We start from the raw sequence: 23,615 nt of genomic DNA on the forward strand, positions 1-23,615 counted from the left end.
TTTTTACACCTCTTCCATATAACGTTTTATACTCTCTACATCTTTATCACCGCGGCCAGATAAACAAATGACAAGCCCTTCATCTTTCTTCATTTGCGGCGCTAATTTTAATGCGTATGCGACAGCATGCGAGCTTTCTAACGCCGGGATAATGCCTTCTTTTTTCGTTAATAATTGAAATGCTTCTAATGCTTCTTCGTCTGTTATCGAATGATAGGAAACGCGGCCAATATCTTTTAGCAAGCTATGTTCTGGACCAACACCTGGATAATCAAGTCCTGCTGAAATAGAGTGTGCTTCTTGAATTTGTCCTTCTTCGTTTTGCAGAAGATACATCATTGATCCGTGGAGAACGCCAACGCTTCCTTTCGTTAAAGTTGCTGCATGCTTTTCTGTATGAACGCCTTTTCCAGCTGCTTCTACGCCGTAAAGAGCAACTTCTTCATCGTGTACGAACGGATAAAACATCCCCATCGCATTACTACCACCGCCAATACAAGCAACGACTGCTTCTGGTAACTTTCCTTCTAACGCCTCATATTGTTTTTTCGTTTCATTTCCAATTACACTTTGGAAATCACGGACAATTTGCGGGAATGGATGTGGTCCGAGAACAGATCCCATAATGTAGTGCGTATCATGCACATGTGAAACCCAGTAACGAAGCGCCTCGTTTACCGCATCTTTTAATGTACCGCTACCTGCCGCTACACTTTCTACTTTCGCTCCGAGTAATTCCATTCGGAACACATTTAATTTTTGACGTCTTACATCTTCTTCTCCCATAAAAATGACGCATTCTAATCCGAGAAGAGCACATACAGTAGCTGTTGCAACTCCGTGTTGTCCAGCTCCTGTTTCAGCGACAACTTTTTTCTTGCCCATTCGCACTGCAAGTAGTGCCTGACCGATTGTATTGTTAATTTTATGAGCTCCTGTATGGTTCAAATCTTCACGTTTTAAATAAATCTTTGCACCACCGCAATACTTCGTCATATTTTCAGCATAATATAGCGGTGTTTCTCTTCCGACGTACGTTTTTAAATAATGATTTAATTCCTTTTGAAATGCTTCATCTTGCATCGCTTCTTTATATGCTTCTTCTAGTTCTAGCACAGATTGCATTAACGTTTCTGGAACATATCGTCCTCCGTATATACCGTAATGTCCTTTTTCATCTGGATATGCGTAGTTCATTTGGAACACTCCTTCGCTTTTATAATAAATTGTTTTATTTTCTCTACATCTTTCTTTCCTTCTGTCTCTACTCCACTGCTCACATCGACCATGTATGGCCGAACAGTTCGAATTGCTTCTTCTATATTAAGAGCGTTTAATCCACCAGCTAATATCGTTTTCTTTCGCAATTCTTTTGGCATATGCCCAAGTAGTTCCCATGAAAATGTCTTTCCATTTCCTCCATGAAACTTTTCTTTCGGGCTATCAAATAATATATAATCCGTTTCATACCTTTGAGCGTTTTTCATATCACTCTCTGAAGTTACTCCTAGCGATTTTATAGACGGAATATTCAATCTTCTAATTTGATAATTGTCTTCATCCCCATGTAGTTGTACATGTGTTAACCCGCACTCATCTGCAATTTTCTGGATCACTTCTACTGATTCATTTACGAAAACACCGATTTTTAACACGTTGGCTGGAAGCTCCTGAATGATTTCTTCCGCTCTCTTTGGAGTGATTTTCCGCTTACTTTCTGCAAAAACAAATCCGAGTGCATCTGCGCCATATTCGCACGCACTTTTCGCTGTTTCCACATCAGTGATGCCGCAAATTTTCACTTTCATATATTCACCTTACAATCTTCAAAAAAACTACTAATAGAAGATGATGTCATAAGTGCCTCTCCAACTAATACACCTTTTGCTCCAGCTCTTTTAACACGGATAATATCTTCTTTTGAATGAATGCCACTCTCACTAATCCAAAATAATTTCTCCTCATTCAATCTTTTTCCAAGCTTTTCAGTTTGGCTTAAATCTACTTCGAACGTTTTTAAATTACGATTATTAATGCCAATAACGTGCGGATTTAATACAATCGCAGTTTCTAATTCCTGTTCATCATGAACTTCAACAATCGCTTCCAATCCTTTTTCTAACACGTAGCTATACAACTCTTTTAACTTCTCTTTCGTTAACGCTGCTACAATTAGTAAAATAATATCTGCTCCCGCTTCATACGCTCTATCGATTTGAATCTTATCAATTATGAAATCTTTACATAAAAGCGGAATGTTACTTTCTTCTCTTGCTGTTTGTAAATCGTGAAACGATCCTTTAAAAAATTGACCATCTGTTAAAATAGATACTGCTCCTGCACCACATTTCTCATATGTTCCCACTTGTTTTCGTACGTCAACGTGTAAATTGATATCTCCTTTTGATGGTGATGCTCGCTTTACTTCTGCAATGACAGTAAACTGCTGTAACGCTTCTACAAGTGAATGTGTCTTTCTTTTTGTTTTTACTGGTGTATATATTTCATATAACTCCGCAACTTCCTTTTTCTTCTGTTCTACAATTTTATCTAAAATCGTCCCCACTTTAGTTCACCCTTTCTAATTTTTCGTTGCTTGCTGCAATTAATAAGTTTAATTTGCTTAATGCTTTTCCAGAGTCAATGCTATGTGCCGCGAGTTTAATTCCTTCTTCAATCGTTTCCGTTTTTCCATTTGCGAAAAGAGCTAGACCTGCATTTAATAAAACGGTATCACGATAAACACTCTTTTCTCCGCTCAATACTTCAAGCGTAATCTTTGCATTTTCTTTTGAATTCCCCCCTCTAATTTCTTCATTTTTCACTCTTGAAAAACCATACTTTTCTGGATCAATACTCATTTCTACTATTTCATTATCTTTTAAAAGGACTACGTGATTTTCCCCTTGTAATGACGCTTCATCTAAAAAACCACTTCCATTTACGACAAGCGCTTGTTTCCGGCCTAACTTTTGTAATACTTCTGCAACTGGTAATAACATATCTCGTTTATAAATACCGACAAATTGTGTTTCTAAATTCACTGGATTTGTTAAAGGACCAATTAAATTAAAGATCGTCGGCACGTTTAACTCTTTTCTTATTTTCATAATGCGCCTTAGTGCTGGATGCATCACTGGTGCAAATAAAAATGCAATGCCCACATGCTCTAGTAAATAATCAATTTCGTTTGGCGTACTACTAATATTTACACCTAGTTCTTCTAATAAGTCTGCACTTCCTGTTTTACTAGAAACAGCACGATTACCATGTTTTGCAACCTTTACACCTGCTCCTGCCAGTACGAATGCTGATGTTGTGCTAATATTAAACGTTTGAGCACCGTCACCACCCGTCCCGCAATTGTCCATTGCTCCTTGTATATGGTTCGAAAACGGCAATGCCTTTTCGCGAAGAGCTCGAACGAGACCGTATATTTCTTCTGCAGTTTCACCTTTCGCTTTCAGTAAGACTAAGAAAGCTGCAATTTCACTTTCTAATATGTTTTCACTTAATAAAAGTAGTCCTGCTTTATACATTTCCTCTTCTGTTAAATGTTGACCCTCCACTAATTTACGAAGATAGTTATTCATACTCTTTCCTCCTCTTTTATTTCTGTTAAAAAGGCACGTATTAACTTTCCGCCTTCTTCTGTTGCGATTGATTCCGGATGAAACTGTAATCCGAAGAGCGGATAATAATTGTGACGGACTGCCATTATCTCTCCGTCGTCCATCGCTGTCGCTAATATGTCAAAACACTCTGGCAAGCTCGTTTGCTCTGCAACAAGGGAATGATAGCGCATTGCCGTTAGCGGCTGTGTAGCGTATGAAAAGATTGACGTTCCGTTATGTTTCACACGCGATGTTTTTCCATGTTTAATACATTCTGCTCTAACAATGTCTCCTCCAAATGCAGCTATGATCGCTTGGTGGCCAAGACAAATCCCTAATATGGGAACGTTCTTATAAAAATGACGGATGACGTCGATACAAATGCCAGCATCCTCTGGTTTTCCTGGTCCTGGTGAAAGTACAATTCCTCTTGGATTCACCTCTTCTAACTGTTCTATCGTTATTTCATCATTTCTTACAACTACAATTTCTTCTTCATGTTCGCCTAACAGTTGATACAAGTTATATGTGAACGAATCGTAATTATCGATAAGTACAATCATTTCATTACCTCCAAAAGCGCCCTCGCTTTATTTAATGTTTCTTCATATTCAGCTACTGGATCTGAATCGTAAACGACTCCTGCTCCTGCCTGAACGTATGCTTTTTCATCCTTTACGACCATCGTTCGAATGGCGAGCGCCATATCAAGATTTCCTGAAAAACTAACGTATCCAACTGCACCAGCGTATACATTTCTTTTTTCATTCTCTAGTTCATTTATAATTTCCATCGCTCTAATTTTCGGAGCTCCAGAAACCGTCCCTGCTGGTAAGCAATACGCTAACGCATCAAATCCGCCCATTTGTTTTTGCAATGTTCCGTAAACTTCGGATACAATGTGCATAACGTGAGAATATTTTTCTACTTTCATATATTTATCTATCGTAACCGAGCCGATTTCACTCACTCTACCAATATCGTTTCGCCCAAGATCTACAAGCATCATATGCTCTGCTCGCTCTTTCTCATTGCCTAACAGTTCTTTTGCGATTTCCTCATCTTCCCTCTTCGTTTTCCCCCTCGGCCTTGTACCAGCAATTGGATTCGTCATCACTTTATCCTCCCTTACTGATAGTAAACTTTCCGGCGAAGAACCGAGTACAACATAATCTTGAAAATCGATATAGAACATATATGGTGATGGATTTGCAATTCGAAGTTTTCGATATAACGCGAATGGATCACCAATACATTCACTTTGTAAACGCTGTGACAGTACAACTTGGAATATGTCTCCCGCTCTTATATATTCTTTCGCCATTTCTACCATCTCACAAAACTCTTTTTCCGTTATAGAAGAAGTAAATGATAATGGGGATTGTATTGGATTTACTTCAGCTTCTTCTCCTTGTAGCACTTCCTCTTTGTATACTCGTAGCCTTTCGTATACTTCTTCATAATCTGCTGAATCATCTTGCCTACATACATATACAAACGACAACTTTTGGCGTAAATGATCGTAAACGATAAACTCACGATATAGTAAAAGGTGTACTTCCGGAATATTTAATAAGTCGTGTAAATCCGCTCCAATGTTTTCATACTGCCGAATGACATCATATCCAATATAACCAACTGCTCCTCCGCAAAATGGAAATGGACTGTCTACTTGTGATGGTACGATTACTTCTTCTAACACTTGCAGTACGTTACCTTGTAACTTTTCTGCCCGGCCGTAAATCGTTCGTTCCACTTCCGTACCAACGCTTTTCACTTCTCCATAAGGATTACATCCTAAGTAAGAATAACGCCCTTTATCTTGATGAAGCTGTGAACTTTCTAATAAGAATTTCTTCTTCCCTTTCATACGTCTATATAAAGAAATTGGCGTAATGCTATCCCCTTCTTCTTCAGTAATTACTAAAAATGTCTTTCTCTCTCTTTTTTGTTTTATAAATTCTTCTTTCGTCATCATGTCCTTCACCTCGCCCTGAAAAATAAAAAAGTCCTCTACATATCGAAAATATGTAGAGGACGATAAATATACCGCGGTACCACCTCGTGTTGGATGCAAAAGCATCCCGCTTTGTTCAGGTACAAAATTTATACCTTATCCTTGTAACGGCGGAACCCGGGTTGCCTACTGAAAAAAATTGTTCAGCATACCTCTCGTAAGCCCATTCCGTATATGGCACCGTACCGGGCTCCCACCTATTCCCGGCTCTCTGTAACGTCTCCAATATACGTACTCTTCTTACTTAAACGATTTCATTTATTTAATTTTTTATACACAAAAAGGGAGTACTCATCCTATAGAAAGGACGGGTACTCCCGTGGTGCCACCTTAATTCGTTACAAATGTAACGCACTTTACCGTATCAAAAACAATACGTGTCTCTTGTATCGATGAGATCATGTCGCCAAAGCCTACTTCTTTCGTTTCGGTTTGGAAGCTCCGAAGCCCATTCCACATCAATTCCATACTGATTCGCACCAACCATCAGCTCTCTGACATGTTCATCATGTGTACTCTTCTTCATCAACGCTTGCATTTTTTTAAGTTGCACTCATTATAGACCTGACTTTTTTCACAAGTCAATACTTTTTCAAAAATTTTATTTTTCTTTCCTTTCAATATTATATTGACAAAACAACCTCTTTTTATGTAAATATAATAAATACTCTATTAAAAATAAGGTTTTTTGTATGAATATTATATATTAAAAAAGTAAAATGACATCAAAAAACGCTTACATTTCTGAAAATTCATATTTCTATATGGATTTTTCAGAATAATCATGATAGATTATAAAGTGAAACTTTAATCAGTGGGGGGTGTTCATCCCCACTGATTATTAGTTGAATCAATCAGGTATTAACGCATCAAAAGACATGACAAAAGGAGGGGGAACTTCATGAGTACGCAGATGTTAACTTTAACTTCAATCTCTATTTACATGCTCGGGATGTTAGTAATCGGCTATTTCGCCTATAAACGAACGTCCAACTTAACAGATTATATGCTTGGCGGGCGTACACTAGGCCCCGCAGTAACGGCATTAAGTGCTGGAGCATCCGATATGAGTGGTTGGCTTTTAATGGGATTACCAGGTGCAATGTTTAGCGTTGGATTAAGTAGTAGTTGGATTGCGATCGGCCTAACACTAGGCGCATACGCAAACTGGCTTTATGTTGCTCCTCGCTTACGTACCTACTCAGAAATTGCAAATAACTCTATTACTATTCCAGAATTTTTGGAACACCGTTTCCACGACAAATCTCATATGCTACGTTTAGTATCTGGACTTGTTATTATGATTTTCTTTACTTTCTATGTAGCTTCAGGATTAGTTTCAGGCGCTGTATTATTTGAAAATTCATTTGGTATGAACTACCACGTTGGATTATTCATTGTTGCAGGCGTTGTTGTAGCTTACACATTATTTGGTGGGTTCTTAGCAGTAAGTTGGACAGACTTCGTGCAAGGAATCATTATGGTAGTCGCTCTTATTCTTGTTCCTATCGTAACAATTATGAATTCGAATGGACTTGGACCTGCATTTGATACAATCCGCTCTGTAGATCCAACACGTTTAGATATTTTTAAAGGGGCCTCTACTTTAGGAATGATTTCTTTATTCGCATGGGGGCTTGGTTATGTTGGACAACCTCATATTATCGTACGCTTTATGGCGATTTCGTCCGTAAAAGAATTGAAAAGCGCACGAAGAATTGGTATGAGCTGGATGATTTTCTCTGTTGTCGGAGCTATGTTTACTGGTCTTATCGGTATTGCTTACTATTCACAACAAGAGTTAACATTATCTAACCCAGAAACAATTTTCCTTGAACTAGGAAAAATTTTATTCCATCCACTTATTACTGGATTCTTATTAGCCGCTATTTTAGCAGCGATTATGAGTACAATCTCATCTCAGTTACTTGTTACTTCAAGTGCAGTAACGGAAGACTTATATCGTACATTCTTTAAACGCTCTGCCTCTGATAAAGAGCTTGTATTTGTCGGTCGTATGGCTGTACTTGTTATTGCATTAGTTGGATGCGCTTTAGCGTTTAAACAAAATGATACAATTTTAGCTCTTGTTGGATACGCTTGGGCTGGGTTCGGTTCTTCATTTGGACCTGCTATTTTATTAAGCTTATATTGGAAACGTATGACGAAATGGGGCGCACTTGCCGGTATGATTTCTGGTGCCGCTACTGTTATTATATGGACTCAATTCAAATTCTTAAAAGATTTCTTATATGAAATGATTCCAGGTTTCGCTATTAGTTTACTAGCCATCGTAATTGTTAGTTTACTAACACAACCTTCAAAAGAAGTTGAAGAGCAATTTGAGGATTTCGAAAAACAACATCGTCATAATTTATAAAAAAATCTCTGCTGTTATCATAACAGCAGAGATTTTTTACAGTTCGACAATCTTCTTATCAAATTTAACAAATTCTTTATGTTTCGTTAAATTTAACATAACACTACTCCTTTATAGTATGAGTATCAGCACTTATACAGAAAGGGGACTCCAACATGTTAGCAGCTTTCCAGCAACAACAAACACGAAAATTTTCACCTATCACAAATACTTCTGCGTCTTGTTTAAACATGCAACCTAACCCGCCTAAAATTTCAATTGCTCCTTCTGTTATTTCAGTCATCGGTGTTCATATGGAAAAACATAAATTAAAAATAAAAACGGGACAAAACATTGTGTTAGCAGCTTCCATTTTACCAATACAAGCAACGAATAAAGAGCTTATTTGGTCAAATATGAATTCTGATATCATCACCATATATCCAAAAGGTGACACCGTAACGATTACTGGAAAAAGTGCAGGTAAAGCAGTCGTAATTGTCACAACTGCTGAAGGCAAATTTCGTGACCTATGTGTCATTCATGTACAACCTTATATGACAAATCCAAAGTAAAAGAGTGGCTTCATAGCCACTCTTTTACTTGATTTCAATATTTGAGTTTTTACTTTTTACAAGGTTAATAAATTGTTCTTTATTTCTTGGAGAAATAATTTCTGTTTTATGTGTATCGTAAACAATTTCAAGTCGGTCAAATGATAATGCATGAGCTGCTATTGGATTTTTCGTATTTGAAATTTGATTTATATCTCTTATAAATATACGTTTTGTAACGAGATCCGATCTAATCTTAATTGTTTCTTCCCGGGCAATATATTTTGCCAAAAACCAACTCCAGCTAAACAACATTGCTAATGGAATTGTAAAAAGAAAAAGAAAATATTCTCTCCCTGCAAATATAGGAGCAAAACAGACGCCTGCAACAATAAAAAAATTGGATGTAACCATACAGCTTTTTTTGATGGAAATTCCATTTTCCTCCCCCTTCTACACCCGTATTTCTATAAAACAAAAAGAGAAGTATCACAACTTCTCTTTTCTCCCCTAACACTATAATTCCTGTGTATACACCGGCTCGTTTACGACATTTTTTGCTGTTCGCTTTTGTTGCTGTAGTAAGAAAACAGATACACCAAACAATACGAGCATGCTACCGATAATTTGCATTGCATTTAATTTTTCTCCAAGTAAGAAGAACGCAAGTATAGATGCTCCAACAGGTTCTCCTAAAATACTCATTGAAATTGTCGTTGCATTTACATAATTTAATAGCCAGTTATTAATTACATGTGACACTGTCGGCACAACCGCAAGTAAAAGAAAAACAGTCCAATCCCACTTCGTATAACCTGTAAAGGGTACTTGTAATATGACATTATAAATCCCCATAAAAAGACCTGCGAACGCAAAGACTGTAAAGCTATAAATCCAGTGCGATACTTTCTTCACTGTCGTTTGCCCAATAAATAAATAACCGACAACCGCTATTACACTTAGAAAGGATAATATGTCACCATAAATTGCTTGCTTACTTAAACCTAAATCTCCCCAACCAATGCACATTACTCCTAAAATAGCGATTCCCATCGTTGCAATGGCTGAATATGTTGTTCTTTCTTTAAATAGAAAAAAACCTCCAACTAAAGATACGATTGGTTGAAGCGCCAAAATAATTGTTGAACTAGCAACTGTTGTATGCTTTAAAGATTCAAACCATAAAAGAAAATGAAGTGCTAAAAAGAAACCAGATCCAATTAAAAAGCCCCAATCTTTCATTTGAATCCTATTAAATTCCTCTCTTTTTTTCCATACGATAGGCAGCATAATAAGTACGATAATCCATAAGCGGTACATACTTAATATTGAAGATGGTGCTGAGGACATCTTTACAAAAACTGCTGCAAAGGAAATGGCAATTATAGAAATAGCCAATGGTAGTGCGATTGATTTTTCTTGTTTCAAATCCTGTCTCCCCTCTCACCTGTCAAAAATCCCACTTCATTATATCCGTTTTCTTTCGTAACTTAAATACTAATTTTTTAGATTCTTCGTACCATTATGGTAAAATAGAAATTAAGGCACCAATTAGTGAATATTTCTTTCCTTTTCACTACAAGCGTCGCTCTTACAATCGTTACAGTAAATTTTTATTTAGGGGGATCTACATGAGTCAAACAATAGGGAGAATTGAAGAAATTTCATTTTATAGCGCATCACTTCAAGAAGATGTTACACTTCTCGTTTATTTACCAGTAAATTACACACCACTGCACAAACATACAGTTGTAATTGCACAAGATGGTAGAGATTATTTTCAGCTCGGTAAAGCGCACCGTGTAATTGAGCGCCTTCGTGAAACCGAAGAAATTGACCGTACAATTATTGTCGGTATTCCATATAAAAATGTACATGATCGTAAAGAAAAATATTTCCCAAATGAAGTGAAAAATGCTGCATATATTCGTTTCCTTGCTCATGAACTTGCACCATATATTGATGAAAATTATCCAACGTATCAAATGGGAAAAGGTCGTGTTTTAATTGGTGATTCTCTTGGCGGAACAGTTTCCTTTATGACTGCACTTATGTATCCGCATACATTCGGTAAAGTCGTTATGCAATCACCATTTGTGGATGAAACAGTGATGAACTTAGCAAAAGAATTCAAAGATCCACAGGCGTTAGAACTGTATCACGTCATCGGTACAGAAGAAACGGCTGTAAAGCGTACTGATGGACAAGTATCTGATTTCGTAGGGCCGAACCGTGAGTTAAATACGCTTCTTACAGATAGAAACTTCATCACGCATTACGAGGAATTTGAAGGCAATCATACTTGGAAATATTGGCAGACTGATTTACCGAAAGCCTTCTCTCATATTCTATCAATGAAATAATAGAGAGCAGTATTCAGAATAATTTGATATAATAGATAAAGAGATTTATTTATCTCAAAATCTAACTAGACTTACAAAGGGAGGAATTGGAACATGAAATTAGGCATTGTAATTTTTCCATCTAAAATGATTCAAGATAAAGCGAACGGATTGCGTAAACGTTATGACCCGCACTACGCATTAGTTCCGCCACATATTACATTGAAAACACCCTTTGAGGCGCAAGATGAACAATTAGAGTCGATTGTAAACGAGTTACATACAATCGCAAGTAAAACGAACCCTTTCACCCTTCATGTTGGGAAAGTTGGTTCTTTCGCACCTGTTAATAACGTCCTTTACTTTAAAGTAGAAAAAACACCTGAACTTACTTTCTTAAATGAAGAAATGCATAGCGGGTTATTCACGCAAGAACGCGAATATGCTTTCGTACCTCATTTAACAATCGGACAAGGCTTATCAGATGCAGAGCATGCTGATGTGTTGGGCCGATTACGTATGAAAGATTTCTATTACGAACAACCAATTGATCGTTTCCATCTTCTATATCAATTAGAAAATGGAACATGGACTGTACACGAAACATTCCGTCTTGGAAAGGGGAACAACTAATTTGCACGCACAGATTGTACAAACGGACGAACAACTAAGAGATGCATTCTCTGTACGTAAACAAGTGTTTGTAAATGAACAACGTGTCTCTGCTGAAGAAGAGTACGATGAGTTTGAAGAAACTTCAACACACGTTGTTATATATGACAATGATGTTCCAGTTGGTGCTGGACGTTTTCGCATCCTTGATGGTATAGGAAAAATGGAACGCATTTGCGTGCTAAATTCCCATCGCAAAAAAGGGATTGGAAAAATTGTTATGGATTCTCTTGAAGCGTATGCAAAAGAAAATTCGCTACCAAAATTGAAACTTCACGCTCAAACACATGCTGAAGATTTCTATAAAAAACTTGGATATGTAACAAGTTCTGATGTATTTATGGAAGCAAATATCCCGCACGTTGTAATGATAAAAAAATTGTAATTTGAAAACAGGAGGTGACCCCTCCTGTTTTTTACATTGCTATTTTCTTTTTCTTCCGCTAAAGTTAAATGTTGATGCTATAGTTTTGAAGGTGAACATATGACACAAGAAAAATTTTCACAAAAATCGTTAACACACGCTGATATTCCGCGTGCGACATATCATATTCCGAAAACATCTACCCATTTAATTATGGAAGAAGATGTAGACGCGGCTTATTTCCGCGCTCTTGAACAACAAAATGTTTTTTTAAACGAAAAACAATTAGAAGCCGTGCGCACAACAGAAGGTCCTGTTCTTACACTAGCTGGTGCTGGAAGCGGGAAAACATCGGTTTTAACAACTCGCGTTGGTTATTTAGTAAATGTAAAACAAGTTCATCCACGAAATATTTTATTACTTACATTTACACAAAAAGCAGCTGAAGAAATCCGAAGTCGTGTTGCGAAGTTACCAGGTATGAATCATGCAGCAAGTAGCTACGTTGTTGCTGGTACATTCCACTCTGTGTTCTTAAAATTACTTCGTAGTCAAGGTTATAATCAGCAAATTTTAGCAAATGAAAAACATAAACAAATTATGATAAAGAAAATCTTAAAAGAATTGCGTTTAAAAGACGATTATGATGCGGAAACGATGCTCGCGATGATTTCACTTGAGAAAAACAAATTAAATCGTCCGAAAGATGTAAAAGCGAAAACACCAGTGGAACAAGAATTTAAAGAAGTATATGAACGTTTTGAAGAGGTAAAACAACGATACAATTATATTGATTTCGATGACATCTTATTGGAAACATATTACATGTTAGAAAATAATGCTCCTTTACTAACTCAATTACAACAACGGTTTCACTACATTGAAGTAGATGAGTTTCAAGATACATCCTATGCACAATATGAAATTGTAAAATTGTTAGCCACGCCAAGAAATAATTTGTTCATCGCAGGTGATGATGATCAAGCAATTTATGGCTGGCGAGGGGCAAGTCACCAAATTATTTTATCTTTTCCAAAAGAATTTGATAACACAACAATCATTGCACTAAATACGAATTATCGATCCAATCCCTTTATCGTCGGGCTTGGAAATGAAGTTATAAAATTAAATCAAGAACGTTTTGATAAAGAGCTATACTCCGTTCGTGAGGAGGGTGTACAACCTTTTTATGCAAGACCTGCTACGACTCTTGATGAAGCAAATCAAATTTTGCAGCTCATTCAAGAAAAAGTAGATAGCGGTGACCGAAACTATAAAGATTTTTGTTTACTGTATCGCACACATTCTGTAAGTCGTTCGTTACTTGATCAGCTTACCATTCATAAAATCCCGTTTATTAAACACGGGGCGAGCCAATCATTTTATGAACATTCTTTAATTAAGCCTGTATTAGATCATTTAAGACTCGTGATTGAGCCGTTTCGACTAGAATCACTTTCAAACATATTGCCGACGATGTATATCGGACGTGATGATTGTATTTCATTTATTGAACGTGAACAATGGAAATATGGTGAGGGGCGCTTCCCTTCTCTTCTTCATTTCTTACTATTAAATCCAAGCTTAAAACCTTTTCAAGTGAAAAAGGTAAATGAGCGCATCGATTTTATTAAGTTTATTAAAGAATTAGAACCGAAAAAAGCATTAAAAGAAATCATTCATGGTAAAGGAAAATATTTAGAGTACTTACAAAGTAACGATCGTTCTTCCTTTACGATGCATAAAGACATACAAGAAGAAATGTTGGAAGAATTACTGGAGTCTGCAACTCGTTTCACCGATATTCCAGCTTATTTACAATTTATTGACGAGGCGATTCAAGGTCAAAAAGAAATGGAAGCATTAAAAACAATGCCGCAAAAAGATGCCGTTTCACTTATGTCAATCCATAACGCAAAAGGCCTTGAATTTCCATGTGTCTTTTTACTTGGAGCGAGTGATGGAATCCTGCCCCACACTTCTTCTTTAAAAGATGCAAATGATCGTGTTACGGAAACTTCTGAAGCGTTAGAAGAAGAACGCCGATTACTGTATGTCGCCATTACACGTGCGAAAGAAGAACTTTATATTTCTTCTCCGCAATTTTTCAGAGGAAAGAAATTAGATATATCTCGTTTTTTATATACTGTGCGAAAAGATTTACCTGAAAAGACATCCACTAAATAAGGATGTCTTTTTTTTATATCACGTTATGTACATCCCTCCTATATAAATTCCTTGTTTTTATCGTGAGAATTAACGTAATATCAGCCATATTCCACTCATATTGTAATAGTGTATGTCAGAACTCACGAGAAGGAGTGAACATAATGAGCTGCAATTGTAATGAAGATCATCAACATGAGTGTGATTTCAACTGTGTATCGAATGTTGTTCGTTTTATACATGAACTACAAGAATGTGCAACGACAACATGTGGATCTGGTTGCGAAGTTCCATTTTTAGGTGCACATAACAATGCATCAGTAGCGAATACACGTCCTTTTATTTTATACACAAAAACTGGAGAACCTTTTGAAGCATTTGCACCATCTTCAAGCCTTACTAGCTGCAGATCTCCCATTTTCCGCGTAGAAAGTATAGATGATGATGACTGTGCTGTATTGCGTGTATTAACTGTAGTTTTAGGTGATGGTACCGCTGTACCACCTGGTGACGACCCAATCTGTACGTTTTTAGCTGTACCAAATGCAAGACTAATATCAACCTCCACTTGCATTACTGTTGATTTAAGTTGCTTCTGCGCTATTCAATGCTTACGCGATGTTTCTATTTAAAACTAAATAATGAGTTAAGCATGGATTGGGTGGCAGATAATTCTGCCACCCAATCCATGCTTAAAGAGTATTCTTATGTAAATTTCTTAAAATTGGGAACTTGTCTAGAACATAGAACCTGTCCTTTTCATTAACTGAAAGTAGAAACAGATAAAGGAGTGAAAAACATGTTCTCTTCTGATTGCGAATTTACTAAAATCGATTGCGAGGCGAAGCCAGCTAGTACACTACCTGCCTTTGGTTTTGCTTTCAACGCGTCTGCACCTCAGTTTGCTTCACTATTTACACCACTATTATTACCTAGCGTAAGTCCAAACCCAAATATTACTGTTCCTGTAATAAATGATACAGTAAGTGTCGGAGATGGCATTCGAATTCTACGAGCTGGTATTTATCAAATCAGTTATACATTAACAATTAGTCTTGATAACTCACCTGTTGCACCAGAAGCTGGTCGTTTCTTCTTATCATTAAATACACCAGCTAACATTATTCCTGGATCAGGTACAGCAGTTCGTTCTAACGTTATTGGTACTGGTGAAGTAGACGTATCCAGCGGTGTTATTCTTATTAACTTAAATCCTGGTGACTTAATTCAAATTGTGCCAGTTCAGTTAATTGGAACTGTAGACATTCGTGCTGCAGCATTAACAGTTGCACAAATTAGCTAGTAAAAAGCGGTATTTCTAATACAGAAATACCGCTTTTTATATATAATAAAAAACACTCACAGTAGCATGAGTGTTTCATTCTTCATATTGTTTTATTGTGTTCTTCTTTTTCCCACAATTGCATCCCTTTTTCTTCACAAATCCTTGTTGTTGTAATTGTTCTTGATATGCCTGTTGTTGTGCTTGGTGTTGTTGCTGTATATGATACCACTGCTGCAGGTCATATGAATTTTGCCTTGGATTATTGCTCACAGCAAACATCTCCTCTACTGTCAATTCTGTCTATTTACTATATGAACAACTCTTTATTTCCGTTCCCTCATTCTTTTAAACTCCGCTTTTTCTCGTATTATGAAAATATATTATTCTCCCATAAAATATCCTGTAATCGTTTCAATGATTGCTGCTGCTCCTGCAATAGCTAATAATGCAAGTAACGGTTCTGCAACGATAGGAATCCAATTATATAAGACTAATAAAAAAGCACTAACCCATACACCTGTACACCAATAACAGATTAACAATTCGCCAATCCACTTTCTTAATCCTTTACCTTTCACTTTTGTAAACGTTGATACACTTCCATCCGGCTCCGTAATCTCTAATTCATCAATAAATGGTCTTCGCAAAAAGGCTGTAATTTTATCATAAACAATTAAACGAGTGAGCCTAAAAGCAGCTAACGCAAAAATAAAAAATAAAAGCCAGCTTGTAAACAGCATGATTCCACCTTCCCTTATCCTCTTTCGCCTATTTAAAAAAAAAGGTCTTGAGATTGTGACCAAATCTCCTCGACTCCAATATCTTATTAATGTAAATACAAACAAGAAGATAAGGAGTGACATTAATGAGTTGTAACGAAAATAAACACCATGGCTCTTCTCATTGTGTAGTTGACGTTGTAAAATTCATCAATGAATTACAAGATTGTTCTACAACAACATGTGGATCTGGTTGTGAAATCCCATTCTTAGGTGCACACAATACTGCATCAGTAGCTAATACACGCCCTTTTATTTTATACACAAAAACTGGAGAACCTTTTGAAGCATTTGCACCATCATCAAGCCTTACTAGCTGCCGTTCTCCAATTTTCCGTGTGGAAAGTGTAGATGACGATAGCTGTGCTGTACTACGTGTATTAACTGTAGTTTTAGGTGACAGTTCTCCGGTACCACCTGGTGACGATCCAATTTGTACGTTTTTAGCTGTACCAAATGCAAGATTAATATCTACAACTACTTGCATTACTGTTGATTTAAGCTGTTTCTGTGCGATTCAATGCTTACGCGACGTTTCTATCGTAAAGTAAACTAAAAAACTATTGGGGTGGTAGAAGCTTTCTACCACCTTTACATATTTAAAAACCGGCCATACTAATCGATTGGATATCATCTATAGACAGCCTAATATCTCTCATACTATTTTGCGGCATAATAGATACAATGCCATTCCGATACGATATGATCGATCCAACATATGAGACTGTAGCTGTTTTTATTCTGCACCTTACTTTCGGAATGTAATGAGGGCGGTTTAGTAAAAAATGAATTTTTTCATCATTATTCATATCCTTAAATGATTTATTATACGGGACAGTTCTTACTGGTTCTGGTTCTTGCTCTTCTTGCTCTTCTTGTTCTTCTTTTTCTTCTATTTTTTCTTCCACTTGCTGCTCTTCTTGTTGTTCTTGTTCTATTACCTCTTCCACAGCACTACTTACAATATTTTCTTGTCTATTACTTTTCTCTTTTTGATCTTCATTTTCAAAGTTTGTCAGGATAATCCTTTTTATTTTCGGTGCAGCAAGTTCTAAACTTACTTGCGTGATATATAACAACGGTTTTCCAACTGTTGAACTTTTATTTTTATTCTTCACACTCGTCCCTCCCACTTCCATACGTAGCTAAATAAATCGTGTACTATTATAGTTATATTCATCACGTGGTAAGAACTTTCGTTAAAAATCGTTCTTTCTCAGAACAAATAAAAAGGACAATCTCAGCATTTAGAGATTGTCCTTTAAAAATTAATATTATATTTATCCTAGGATATGATACCCTGAATCAACATGAATGTTTTCTCCTGTTACACCGCGTGCTAAATCACTGAATAGGAATACTGCTGTATCGCCAACTTCTTCTTGCGTTGTTGTACGACGAAGTGGTGCGCGCTCCTCAATTTCTCTTAAGATTGAGTTGAAATCGCCTACACCTTTTGCAGATAACGTACGAATTGGTCCTGCAGAAATAGCGTTAACACGAATACCGTGTTGACCTAAATCGTTCGCTAAATATTTCACGCTCGCTTCTAATGAAGCTTTCGCAACACCCATAACGTTATAATTTTTCACAACGCGCTCGCCGCCAAGATATGTTAACGTTAAAATATTTCCGCCTTCTGTCATTACTTTTTTTGCTTCTCTTGCTACAGCTGTTAAAGAGAATGCACTAATATTTTGTGCAAGTAAAAATCCATCGCGAGAAGTATCTACAAATTCACCTTTTAAGTCATCGCGATTTGCAAAAGCAATACAATGTGCTACACCGTGAATAGTACCTACTTCTTGTTTAATTGTTTCAAAGCAAGCTGTAAGTTCCTCATCATTCGTTACATCACAAGGTAATACAAGTGATTCTTGTCCTTCTAATGTGTCCGCTAATTCACGAACGTTTCTTTCTAAACGTTCTCCTGCATATGTGAATATTAATTTTGCACCTGCATTATGCAAAGAGCGAGCTATTCCCCATGCAATACTTCTTTGGTTCGCAACGCCCATAACAACAAATGTTTTCCCTTGTAATAGTTCCATGATATATCCTCCCAGAAATACTTATACTTGTTATTAGTACCTGATACTATAATTATAGTACCATAAAACCGCTTAAAGGCAAACAAAAAAGTCATTAACAGAAATTTGTTAATGACTTTTGGTTTCTATAAAAAACCGCTCTAATCCTTCTTCCCAAGACGGCATTTGTGAAAAACCATTTAATCTTAGCATGTTATGTTGAAAGATAGAATATTTGGGTCTCGCAGCCGCAGCCCCGAATTCTTCCGTTGAAACAGGTAATACATTCACTTTCATATTGGCGTACGAAAATATCTTTTGTGCAAATTCAAACCAAGAGCATGAACCTCTGTTTGATACGTGGTATGTACCGTATAAAGGAGTATGAATGAGCTTATTAATAACCATATTTAAATCCGCTACATACGTAGGAGAGCCAATTTGATCCGCTACAACAGATATTTCATCTCTTTCTTTTCCTAATCGCATCATCGTTTTCACGAAATTATTCCCATATTTACCATATAGCCACGATGTGCGAACGATAAAATATTTATTATGTAACTCTTTGACGAACTGCTCCCCCGCATACTTAGAGGCCCCATATATATTTATCGGTGCTGGACTATGAAATTCGTCGTATCCATCTGGTCTGGCGCCTTGAAATACATAATCAGTACTAATATAAACTAGCTTCGCCCCTACTAATTGTGAAGCAACCGCTACATTTCGAGCTCCGATTGCATTTATTCTATATGCAAGATCCTGTTCTTTCTCCGCATGATCTACTTTCGTATAGGCAGCACAATGAATAATTATATGTGGTTTTATTTCTTGTACCACTTGTTGTATTCGGGATATATTTGTCACATCTAATAACTTTTTATCAAATGGATATATGTCATATTCTTCAGAGTCTAACTCTTCAAATAGTTGCTTTCCTAATTGACCGTTTGCTCCTGTTATGATAACCCTCTCTTTCATTTAACATGCCCCTTACTGGTCTTTTAGTGGTTTCCACCATTCCTTATTCTTTTCATACCATTTCACCGTCTCTTGTAATCCTTGTTCAAACGTATATTTCGGTTCCCAATCAAATTCATTCTTCATTTTCTCTGCATCAATCGCATAACGACGATCGTGCCCTAAACGATCTGTAACATATTCAATGTCTTTTTTTGTTTTTCCTAAAAGAGTAATAATTTGTTCCACAACTTCTACATTTGTTTTTTCATTATTTCCACCTATATTATATACTTCTCCGACACGTCCCTTATGCAAAACAACGTCAATCGCACTGCAATGATCCGTTACATGTAACCAATCTCTTACATTTAAACCATCACCATATAACGGTAGTTTTTTTCCTTCTAGTGCATTCGTAACCATTAATGGAATTAATTTTTCAGGATACTGGTACGGTCCATAATTGTTAGAACAACGCGTTACTATAACCGGTAATTGATATGTTTTATAGTAAGATAGAGCTATCATGTCCGCGCTCGCCTTACTTGAAGAATATGGACTATTTGGAGCTAACGGCGTTTTCTCTGTGAACTTCCCTGTTTTTCCTAAAGAGCCATACACTTCATCCGTTGATACTTGCACAAGTTTTATATGCGAATATTTTTTAACTAGTTCTAATAAAGTGACCGTCCCAATTACATTTGTATCATAAAAAGGAATCGGATTTTCAATACTACGGTCCACATGTGATTCAGCTGCAAAATTTACAATCACTTGTACGTCCCGCTCTTTTATAACGTGTTCTAATAGCTCTCCATTTTGAATTTCTCCCTTTACAAAAGAGTAATTCGGGTGATCCAGAAGAGATTTTACGTTATTTAAATTCCCGCTATATGTTAATGCATCGTAATTAATAATTTTATATGTTTCATAACTTTGTAGCATGTAATGAACGAAATTACTTCCAATAAATCCAGCCCCACCTGTTACTAATATATTCATAAACAACGCTCCTACTTAAAAACTATCTTCATATTCCTCTAATAATGGTAATATCTGATCCTTATCGGACAATATAGGATCGGTTACTGGCCAAGGAATTGCTAAATCTTTATCTTCCCAAAGTAATCCTGAGTCATGCTCTGCGCTATAATATTCATCTACTTTATACATAACGATAGTATGCGGAACAAGCGTGCAAAATCCATGCGCAAACCCTTTTGGCACTAGTAATTGCCGATGGTTATCTGCACTTAAAATATATCCTTTCCATTGTTTAAATGTTGGTGATTTTTTTCGTAAATCAACGATAACATCATAAATTGCCCCTTGCATAACTTGAATGAGTTTCGTTTGTGCTTTCGGTTTTTTTTGAAAGTGTAGTCCCCGAATCGTTCCTGCCTTAGCCGAATAAGATACGTTATCCTGTACAAATGAATACGTTATCCCTAATGTTTCTAGCACCTGCTTATTATAACTCTCTGAAAAAAAGCCACGCTCGTCTCCAAACAACCTCGGTTCTAACAATTTTGCATCGGTAAAATTTGTTTCTACAACTTTCATATTCTCACCTATTCTCCGTTAAACTGTTTCCCAAAATTAATATCACGCGCTAACGTATTCGCCTTTTGAAGCGAAGCATGAGTTCCCGCATCAGTCCACCAGCCGTTCATTTCATTATAAGTAAGTACCCCTCGTTTTAAATACCAATTATTTATATCTGTAATTTCAAGTTCTCCCCGTGCAGAAGGTTTTAATTCTTTAATATAAGAAAAGACTTTCGAATCATACAAATAAATTCCCGTAACCGCATAAGAACTTTTCGGCTCTTTCGGCTTTTCTTCAATTTCAACTATTTTTCGGTTTTGAATATGTGCTACGCCAAATCTTTCGGGATCTTCTACAGATTGCAATAGCACTTTCGCACCTTCTTTTTGATTTGCAAACTCTTCAACATACGGAAGAATATCATCTGAAAAAATATTATCACCTAATATAACTACCATACGATCATTCCCGACGAAATCTTCACAAAGCCCTAACGCCTGTGCGATCCCGCCCGCTTTATCTTGCACACGATACGTAAAGGAAACCCCAAATTCATGACCACTCCCTAAAAAGCTAACAACATCCCCCATATGCTCTTTACCTGTAATAATCATAATATCTGTAATATCGCATTGTTTTAGCTTATATACCGCATGATAAATCATCGGATACCGACCAACAGGAAGTAAATGTTTATTCGTTACTTTCGTTATTGGATATAATCTCGATCCAGTACCACCTGCTAAAATAATTCCTTTCACTTTGCATCTCTCCTTTATGATGGAGATAATATATCTTTGTAATGTTCTACAAACACTTTCCGGTACTTCTCATATGTATCCGCATCAAACTCATCCCCGTTGTAATGAATACACCATAAATTTGCTTGATTTGGGATACCAATTAAATAACCAGCCCTTTGAAACTCTAAAGACTGTGACACATCATAAAAGTGAAACCCTTGAAACAAATCTTCTCGCCACGGAATATCATACTGCGTTGCCATGAATAAACCATCAATTGCCTGAACTGACAAAAATGGTTGATTACCATAAAAAACCTGATCTAAATTTAATAATTGATAATTCTGTCTTCTATATTCAATCACTTTCCCTACTAAATTTTTTCCTTCCCACCATATCCCGTTATTCGGTAAAAACTGAGCCCCAGCGACTCCTATTAAACCAAGCTTTTCATTTTCTTTAAAAAGAGATATAAGTGTAGAAAACATGTCTCGATTAATAAGATATGTATCTTGATGTATATACACTTTGTATTTCGCTGGATATGAAAGAGCTCGGTTGTATGCACTTGCCATACTTTGCGCATCTCGTATCGGAAAAATTTGCACGACATAACCAGGGGGAACAAAAATGTTTCTTATTTGGCTCTCACATTGTTTGAAAAGCTCCTCATTATTTACACAAACAACGACTAATATTGTATGATCTTTCATTTTTGTCCCCCCTTTTATTCTTCCTTATTTACATCTGACATATAGTGTTCCACAAATATTTTCCGATACTTTTCATAGTTCGTCATATTCACATCAAAATGATAATGGATACACCAAGCATCGCGCTGTACAGGTACACCGACTGTATATCCTGCTTTTCTAAATTCAAATGATTGAGATACATCATAAAAATCAAATCCGTCAAATAAGTCTTCTCGCCACGGAACATCATATTGTGTGGCCATTAATAAACCATCAATACATTCTACAGGAATAAATGTTTTTGATTCATGATACGGTTGTTCTAAACTTGCCATATAAAACAAATCATTCATATAACCAATGACTTTCCCTACAATTCCACGCCCTTCGTTCCATACGCCAGTCGGAGGAACATATTGCGCTCCAACCATCCCAATCATCCCAAGGTTTTCATGTTCCTCAAATAATTGAAGTAATCCGTATAAAAAAGCCCTATTTATAATAAAAACATCTTGATGTAAATACACTTTATACTTCGCTGGATGCGAAATGGCTTGATTGTATCCACTCGTCATACTTTTCGCATTTCGAATCGGCATAAATTGGACAATATACCCTGGCGGTACTAACAATTGCAATATATGTCGCACGCAGTTTGCATACAATTTCCGATCATTTATACATGTAACAAATAATATTGTTTTGTCTGCAGCACTCATAATTGTGATTTTTCAGCTTCAATAATATACTGAAATACAACTGTCTCAGCCATGAAGCCACTTCCAAGACGATATTTTTTACAAATTCCATATAACTCCTCAATAAGCGGCTCATACATTTTATGATCAACATATACACGATCTACTTTACTAATTGAATATCCTGCTTTTAAAAACATTCTTAGCATTTCATTGAATGTAAAGAAACGAATATGTGTTTTATCTAATAAACCATATTCTGTATACGTCCAATTTCCAGCAAGTAAGGGAGCTAATACTGAAATATGAGCAACGTTTGGTATACTTGCTAAAATCACACCATTTTGCTTTATATATGGCTTAACCTTTTCAATCACAGCCCACGGATCAAATAAATGCTCTAATACATCCCCAAATAGGACGCAATCAAATTGCCCCTCCTCATAAGGAAGATCTATTTTTTCTATATCCCCTAAAATAACATGATCTAGTCTTTCCTTCGCTTTTTCTGCCGCCTCTGGAAATGCCTCTATTCCTGATACACGTGTACCGTTTTCTTTAATAGCTGCTCCCAATGCACCGCTCGAACAACCAATATCAAGAACTTCTTTCCATTCCTTTTTTATATGCTTTAATAAATTCGGATTCGCTGCATTATAATAATGCTCGGATTTTTCTTCATATAAAGAACTTTTTTCGCGATTCATTTCACACACTCCTTATGCAAATTGAATTAGAAATATAAATCTCATATGAATTCTATAAAGTGCAGATTTTGTTCAT

Annotated in this window: 27 protein-coding genes, 1 pseudogene and 2 other annotated features; of the genes and pseudogenes, 9 read left to right on the forward strand and 19 right to left on the reverse strand. The window is 36.4% G+C overall.

Translation table 11 applies throughout. The features are described 5' to 3' along the window. Window positions 1-3: 3 nt before the first annotated feature. The 6 genes from trpB to trpE are packed head-to-tail and all read right to left on the reverse strand — an operon-like array spanning window position 4 to window position 5,592. On the reverse strand, window positions 4-1,197 hold the full coding sequence (gene trpB, locus ACTFR3_RS13545) for a tryptophan synthase subunit beta (protein ID WP_016124290.1): 1,194 nt from the start codon (window positions 1,195-1,197) through the stop codon (window positions 4-6). After that, window positions 1,194-1,808, reverse strand: coding sequence for a phosphoribosylanthranilate isomerase (locus tag ACTFR3_RS13550; RefSeq protein ID WP_071741040.1), 615 nt, complete (start codon window positions 1,806-1,808; stop codon window positions 1,194-1,196). Before ACTFR3_RS13550 ends, trpB begins: the two co-directional genes overlap by 4 nt. Next, window positions 1,805-2,566, reverse strand: a complete 762-nt coding sequence (trpC, locus tag ACTFR3_RS13555; protein WP_071741039.1) for an indole-3-glycerol phosphate synthase TrpC — start codon at window positions 2,564-2,566, stop codon at window positions 1,805-1,807. Before trpC ends, ACTFR3_RS13550 begins: the two co-directional genes overlap by 4 nt. Window position 2,567: 1 nt before the next feature. After that, window positions 2,568-3,593, reverse strand: a complete 1,026-nt coding sequence (gene trpD / locus ACTFR3_RS13560) for an anthranilate phosphoribosyltransferase (RefSeq protein WP_071741038.1) — start codon at window positions 3,591-3,593, stop codon at window positions 2,568-2,570. Further along, a complete protein-coding gene (locus tag ACTFR3_RS13565) occupies window positions 3,590-4,177 on the reverse strand; it encodes an aminodeoxychorismate/anthranilate synthase component II (RefSeq protein WP_000636322.1) in 588 nt (195 codons plus the stop codon). Before ACTFR3_RS13565 ends, trpD begins: the two co-directional genes overlap by 4 nt. Then, on the reverse strand, window positions 4,174-5,592 hold the full coding sequence (trpE, locus tag ACTFR3_RS13570; protein WP_071741037.1) for an anthranilate synthase component I: 1,419 nt from the start codon (window positions 5,590-5,592) through the stop codon (window positions 4,174-4,176). Before trpE ends, ACTFR3_RS13565 begins: the two co-directional genes overlap by 4 nt. A 52-nt stretch (window positions 5,593-5,644) precedes the next feature. Beyond that, window positions 5,645-5,889, reverse strand: a binding site (T-box leader). 42 nt (window positions 5,890-5,931) lie between these two features. After that, window positions 5,932-6,169, reverse strand: a binding site (T-box leader). A 363-nt stretch (window positions 6,170-6,532) separates the two neighbouring features. Between trpE and putP the strand changes: the two genes are divergently transcribed. Beyond that, on the forward strand, window positions 6,533-8,011 hold the full coding sequence (gene putP, locus ACTFR3_RS13575; protein WP_000107210.1) for a sodium/proline symporter PutP: 1,479 nt from the start codon (window positions 6,533-6,535) through the stop codon (window positions 8,009-8,011). Window positions 8,012-8,166: 155 nt separating this feature from the next. After that, window positions 8,167-8,565 carry an Ig-like domain-containing protein gene (locus ACTFR3_RS13580; protein WP_000878730.1) on the forward strand — a complete coding sequence of 133 codons (399 nt, stop codon included), beginning with the start codon at window positions 8,167-8,169 and terminating at the stop codon, window positions 8,563-8,565. Window positions 8,566-8,589: 24 nt separating this feature from the next. Here the strand turns inward: ACTFR3_RS13580 and ACTFR3_RS13585 are convergent. Together ACTFR3_RS13585 and ACTFR3_RS13590 are read right to left on the reverse strand one after the other, a co-directional pair. Next, window positions 8,590-8,984 (reverse strand): annotated as a pseudogene (locus ACTFR3_RS13585) (PH domain-containing protein). A 76-nt stretch (window positions 8,985-9,060) separates the two neighbouring features. Next, window positions 9,061-9,972 (reverse strand): DMT family transporter, encoded by a 912-nt coding sequence (locus ACTFR3_RS13590; RefSeq protein ID WP_000806939.1) that lies wholly within the window; start codon window positions 9,970-9,972, stop codon window positions 9,061-9,063. Between the two features lie 203 nt (window positions 9,973-10,175). Between ACTFR3_RS13590 and ACTFR3_RS13595 the strand changes: the two genes are divergently transcribed. From ACTFR3_RS13595 to exsF, 6 genes are all read left to right on the forward strand, one after another. Continuing rightward, entirely contained in the window at window positions 10,176-10,907 is a 732-nt protein-coding gene (locus ACTFR3_RS13595) for an alpha/beta hydrolase (RefSeq protein ID WP_000084013.1), read from the forward strand. A 93-nt stretch (window positions 10,908-11,000) separates the two neighbouring features. After that, a complete protein-coding gene (locus ACTFR3_RS13600; RefSeq protein WP_000765863.1) occupies window positions 11,001-11,519 on the forward strand; it encodes a YjcG family protein in 519 nt (172 codons plus the stop codon). Between the two features lies 1 nt (window position 11,520). Next, window positions 11,521-11,943: a GNAT family N-acetyltransferase gene (locus ACTFR3_RS13605; RefSeq protein ID WP_000543296.1), complete on the forward strand. Its 423-nt coding sequence runs from the start codon at window positions 11,521-11,523 to the stop codon at window positions 11,941-11,943. A 99-nt stretch (window positions 11,944-12,042) separates the two neighbouring features. Then, window positions 12,043-14,109 (forward strand): ATP-dependent helicase, encoded by a 2,067-nt coding sequence (locus ACTFR3_RS13610; protein ID WP_000191197.1) that lies wholly within the window; start codon window positions 12,043-12,045, stop codon window positions 14,107-14,109. Between the two features lie 143 nt (window positions 14,110-14,252). Then, a complete protein-coding gene (gene cotY / locus ACTFR3_RS13615; protein WP_001277719.1) occupies window positions 14,253-14,720 on the forward strand; it encodes a spore coat protein CotY in 468 nt (155 codons plus the stop codon). A 167-nt stretch (window positions 14,721-14,887) separates the two neighbouring features. Further along, on the forward strand, window positions 14,888-15,391 hold the full coding sequence (gene exsF, locus ACTFR3_RS13620) for an exosporium protein ExsF (protein WP_000492939.1): 504 nt from the start codon (window positions 14,888-14,890) through the stop codon (window positions 15,389-15,391). A gap of 75 nt (window positions 15,392-15,466) precedes the next feature. On the opposite strand, the gene ACTFR3_RS13625 is transcribed toward exsF, so the two are convergent. Then, the gene (locus ACTFR3_RS13625) at window positions 15,467-15,652 is read right to left on the reverse strand and encodes a hypothetical protein (protein ID WP_029948404.1); all 186 of its coding nucleotides are present in this window, start codon (window positions 15,650-15,652) and stop codon (window positions 15,467-15,469) included. Window positions 15,653-15,753: 101 nt separating this feature from the next. Beyond that, window positions 15,754-16,113 carry a DUF1360 domain-containing protein gene (locus ACTFR3_RS13630; protein WP_440044479.1) on the reverse strand — a complete coding sequence of 120 codons (360 nt, stop codon included), beginning with the start codon at window positions 16,111-16,113 and terminating at the stop codon, window positions 15,754-15,756. Between the two features lie 125 nt (window positions 16,114-16,238). Between ACTFR3_RS13630 and exsY the strand changes: the two genes are divergently transcribed. Then, window positions 16,239-16,703, forward strand: a complete 465-nt coding sequence (exsY, locus tag ACTFR3_RS13635; RefSeq protein WP_001277744.1) for an exosporium assembly protein ExsY — start codon at window positions 16,239-16,241, stop codon at window positions 16,701-16,703. Window positions 16,704-16,751: 48 nt separating this feature from the next. On the opposite strand, the gene ACTFR3_RS13640 is transcribed toward exsY, so the two are convergent. From ACTFR3_RS13640 to ACTFR3_RS13680, 9 genes are all read right to left on the reverse strand, one after another. Beyond that, on the reverse strand, window positions 16,752-17,291 hold the full coding sequence (locus ACTFR3_RS13640) for a spore coat CotO family protein (RefSeq protein WP_075677572.1): 540 nt from the start codon (window positions 17,289-17,291) through the stop codon (window positions 16,752-16,754). A 141-nt stretch (window positions 17,292-17,432) separates the two neighbouring features. Further along, window positions 17,433-18,203, reverse strand: coding sequence for an enoyl-ACP reductase FabI (gene fabI, locus ACTFR3_RS13645; RefSeq protein ID WP_000421886.1), 771 nt, complete (start codon window positions 18,201-18,203; stop codon window positions 17,433-17,435). Window positions 18,204-18,311: 108 nt separating this feature from the next. Continuing rightward, window positions 18,312-19,166 carry a dTDP-4-dehydrorhamnose reductase gene (rfbD, locus tag ACTFR3_RS13650; protein ID WP_000664651.1) on the reverse strand — a complete coding sequence of 285 codons (855 nt, stop codon included), beginning with the start codon at window positions 19,164-19,166 and terminating at the stop codon, window positions 18,312-18,314. A gap of 12 nt (window positions 19,167-19,178) precedes the next feature. Beyond that, on the reverse strand, window positions 19,179-20,150 hold the full coding sequence (gene rfbB, locus ACTFR3_RS13655; protein WP_001024161.1) for a dTDP-glucose 4,6-dehydratase: 972 nt from the start codon (window positions 20,148-20,150) through the stop codon (window positions 19,179-19,181). 15 nt (window positions 20,151-20,165) lie between these two features. Continuing rightward, the gene (rfbC, locus tag ACTFR3_RS13660; RefSeq protein WP_000869415.1) at window positions 20,166-20,711 is read right to left on the reverse strand and encodes a dTDP-4-dehydrorhamnose 3,5-epimerase; all 546 of its coding nucleotides are present in this window, start codon (window positions 20,709-20,711) and stop codon (window positions 20,166-20,168) included. A gap of 8 nt (window positions 20,712-20,719) precedes the next feature. After that, window positions 20,720-21,457: a sugar phosphate nucleotidyltransferase gene (locus ACTFR3_RS13665; RefSeq protein WP_000676157.1), complete on the reverse strand. Its 738-nt coding sequence runs from the start codon at window positions 21,455-21,457 to the stop codon at window positions 20,720-20,722. Between the two features lie 14 nt (window positions 21,458-21,471). Continuing rightward, on the reverse strand, window positions 21,472-22,152 hold the full coding sequence (locus ACTFR3_RS13670; protein ID WP_000651524.1) for a glycosyltransferase family protein: 681 nt from the start codon (window positions 22,150-22,152) through the stop codon (window positions 21,472-21,474). Window positions 22,153-22,166: 14 nt separating this feature from the next. Beyond that, on the reverse strand, window positions 22,167-22,853 hold the full coding sequence (locus ACTFR3_RS13675) for a glycosyltransferase family protein (protein WP_001271188.1): 687 nt from the start codon (window positions 22,851-22,853) through the stop codon (window positions 22,167-22,169). After that, entirely contained in the window at window positions 22,850-23,539 is a 690-nt protein-coding gene (locus ACTFR3_RS13680) for a class I SAM-dependent methyltransferase (RefSeq protein WP_001078432.1), read from the reverse strand. The genes ACTFR3_RS13675 and ACTFR3_RS13680 overlap by 4 nt, the downstream gene beginning before the upstream one ends. Window positions 23,540-23,615: the final 76 nt, after the last annotated feature.

The organism is Bacillus cereus group sp. MYBK14-1, from assembly GCF_051916885.1.
Taxonomy (GTDB): domain Bacteria; phylum Bacillota; class Bacilli; order Bacillales; family Bacillaceae_G; genus Bacillus_A; species Bacillus_A cereus.

Coding starts and splice junctions, on each gene's coding strand:
- trpB (WP_016124290.1), bottom strand. CDS start 1,197: ATGAACTACGCATATCCAGATGAAAAAGGACATTACGGTATATACGGA.
- ACTFR3_RS13550 (WP_071741040.1), bottom strand. CDS start 1,808: ATGAAAGTGAAAATTTGCGGCATCACTGATGTGGAAACAGCGAAAAGT.
- trpD (WP_071741038.1), bottom strand. CDS start 3,593: ATGAATAACTATCTTCGTAAATTAGTGGAGGGTCAACATTTAACAGAA.
- ACTFR3_RS13565 (WP_000636322.1), bottom strand. CDS start 4,177: ATGATTGTACTTATCGATAATTACGATTCGTTCACATATAACTTGTAT.
- trpE (WP_071741037.1), bottom strand. CDS start 5,592: ATGATGACGAAAGAAGAATTTATAAAACAAAAAAGAGAGAGAAAGACA.
- putP (WP_000107210.1), top strand. CDS start 6,533: ATGAGTACGCAGATGTTAACTTTAACTTCAATCTCTATTTACATGCTC.
- ACTFR3_RS13580 (WP_000878730.1), top strand. CDS start 8,167: ATGTTAGCAGCTTTCCAGCAACAACAAACACGAAAATTTTCACCTATC.
- ACTFR3_RS13595 (WP_000084013.1), top strand. CDS start 10,176: ATGAGTCAAACAATAGGGAGAATTGAAGAAATTTCATTTTATAGCGCA.
- ACTFR3_RS13600 (WP_000765863.1), top strand. CDS start 11,001: ATGAAATTAGGCATTGTAATTTTTCCATCTAAAATGATTCAAGATAAA.
- ACTFR3_RS13610 (WP_000191197.1), top strand. CDS start 12,043: ATGACACAAGAAAAATTTTCACAAAAATCGTTAACACACGCTGATATT.
- cotY (WP_001277719.1), top strand. CDS start 14,253: ATGAGCTGCAATTGTAATGAAGATCATCAACATGAGTGTGATTTCAAC.
- exsF (WP_000492939.1), top strand. CDS start 14,888: ATGTTCTCTTCTGATTGCGAATTTACTAAAATCGATTGCGAGGCGAAG.
- ACTFR3_RS13625 (WP_029948404.1), bottom strand. CDS start 15,652: ATGTTTGCTGTGAGCAATAATCCAAGGCAAAATTCATATGACCTGCAG.
- ACTFR3_RS13630 (WP_440044479.1), bottom strand. CDS start 16,113: ATGCTGTTTACAAGCTGGCTTTTATTTTTTATTTTTGCGTTAGCTGCT.
- exsY (WP_001277744.1), top strand. CDS start 16,239: ATGAGTTGTAACGAAAATAAACACCATGGCTCTTCTCATTGTGTAGTT.
- ACTFR3_RS13640 (WP_075677572.1), bottom strand. CDS start 17,291: ATGGAAGTGGGAGGGACGAGTGTGAAGAATAAAAATAAAAGTTCAACA.
- fabI (WP_000421886.1), bottom strand. CDS start 18,203: ATGGAACTATTACAAGGGAAAACATTTGTTGTTATGGGCGTTGCGAAC.
- rfbD (WP_000664651.1), bottom strand. CDS start 19,166: ATGAAAGAGAGGGTTATCATAACAGGAGCAAACGGTCAATTAGGAAAG.
- rfbB (WP_001024161.1), bottom strand. CDS start 20,150: ATGAATATATTAGTAACAGGTGGGGCTGGATTTATTGGAAGTAATTTC.
- rfbC (WP_000869415.1), bottom strand. CDS start 20,711: ATGAAAGTTGTAGAAACAAATTTTACCGATGCAAAATTGTTAGAACCG.
- ACTFR3_RS13670 (WP_000651524.1), bottom strand. CDS start 22,152: ATGAAAGATCATACAATATTAGTCGTTGTTTGTGTAAATAATGAGGAG.
- ACTFR3_RS13675 (WP_001271188.1), bottom strand. CDS start 22,853: ATGAGTGCTGCAGACAAAACAATATTATTTGTTACATGTATAAATGAT.
- ACTFR3_RS13680 (WP_001078432.1), bottom strand. CDS start 23,539: ATGAATCGCGAAAAAAGTTCTTTATATGAAGAAAAATCCGAGCATTAT.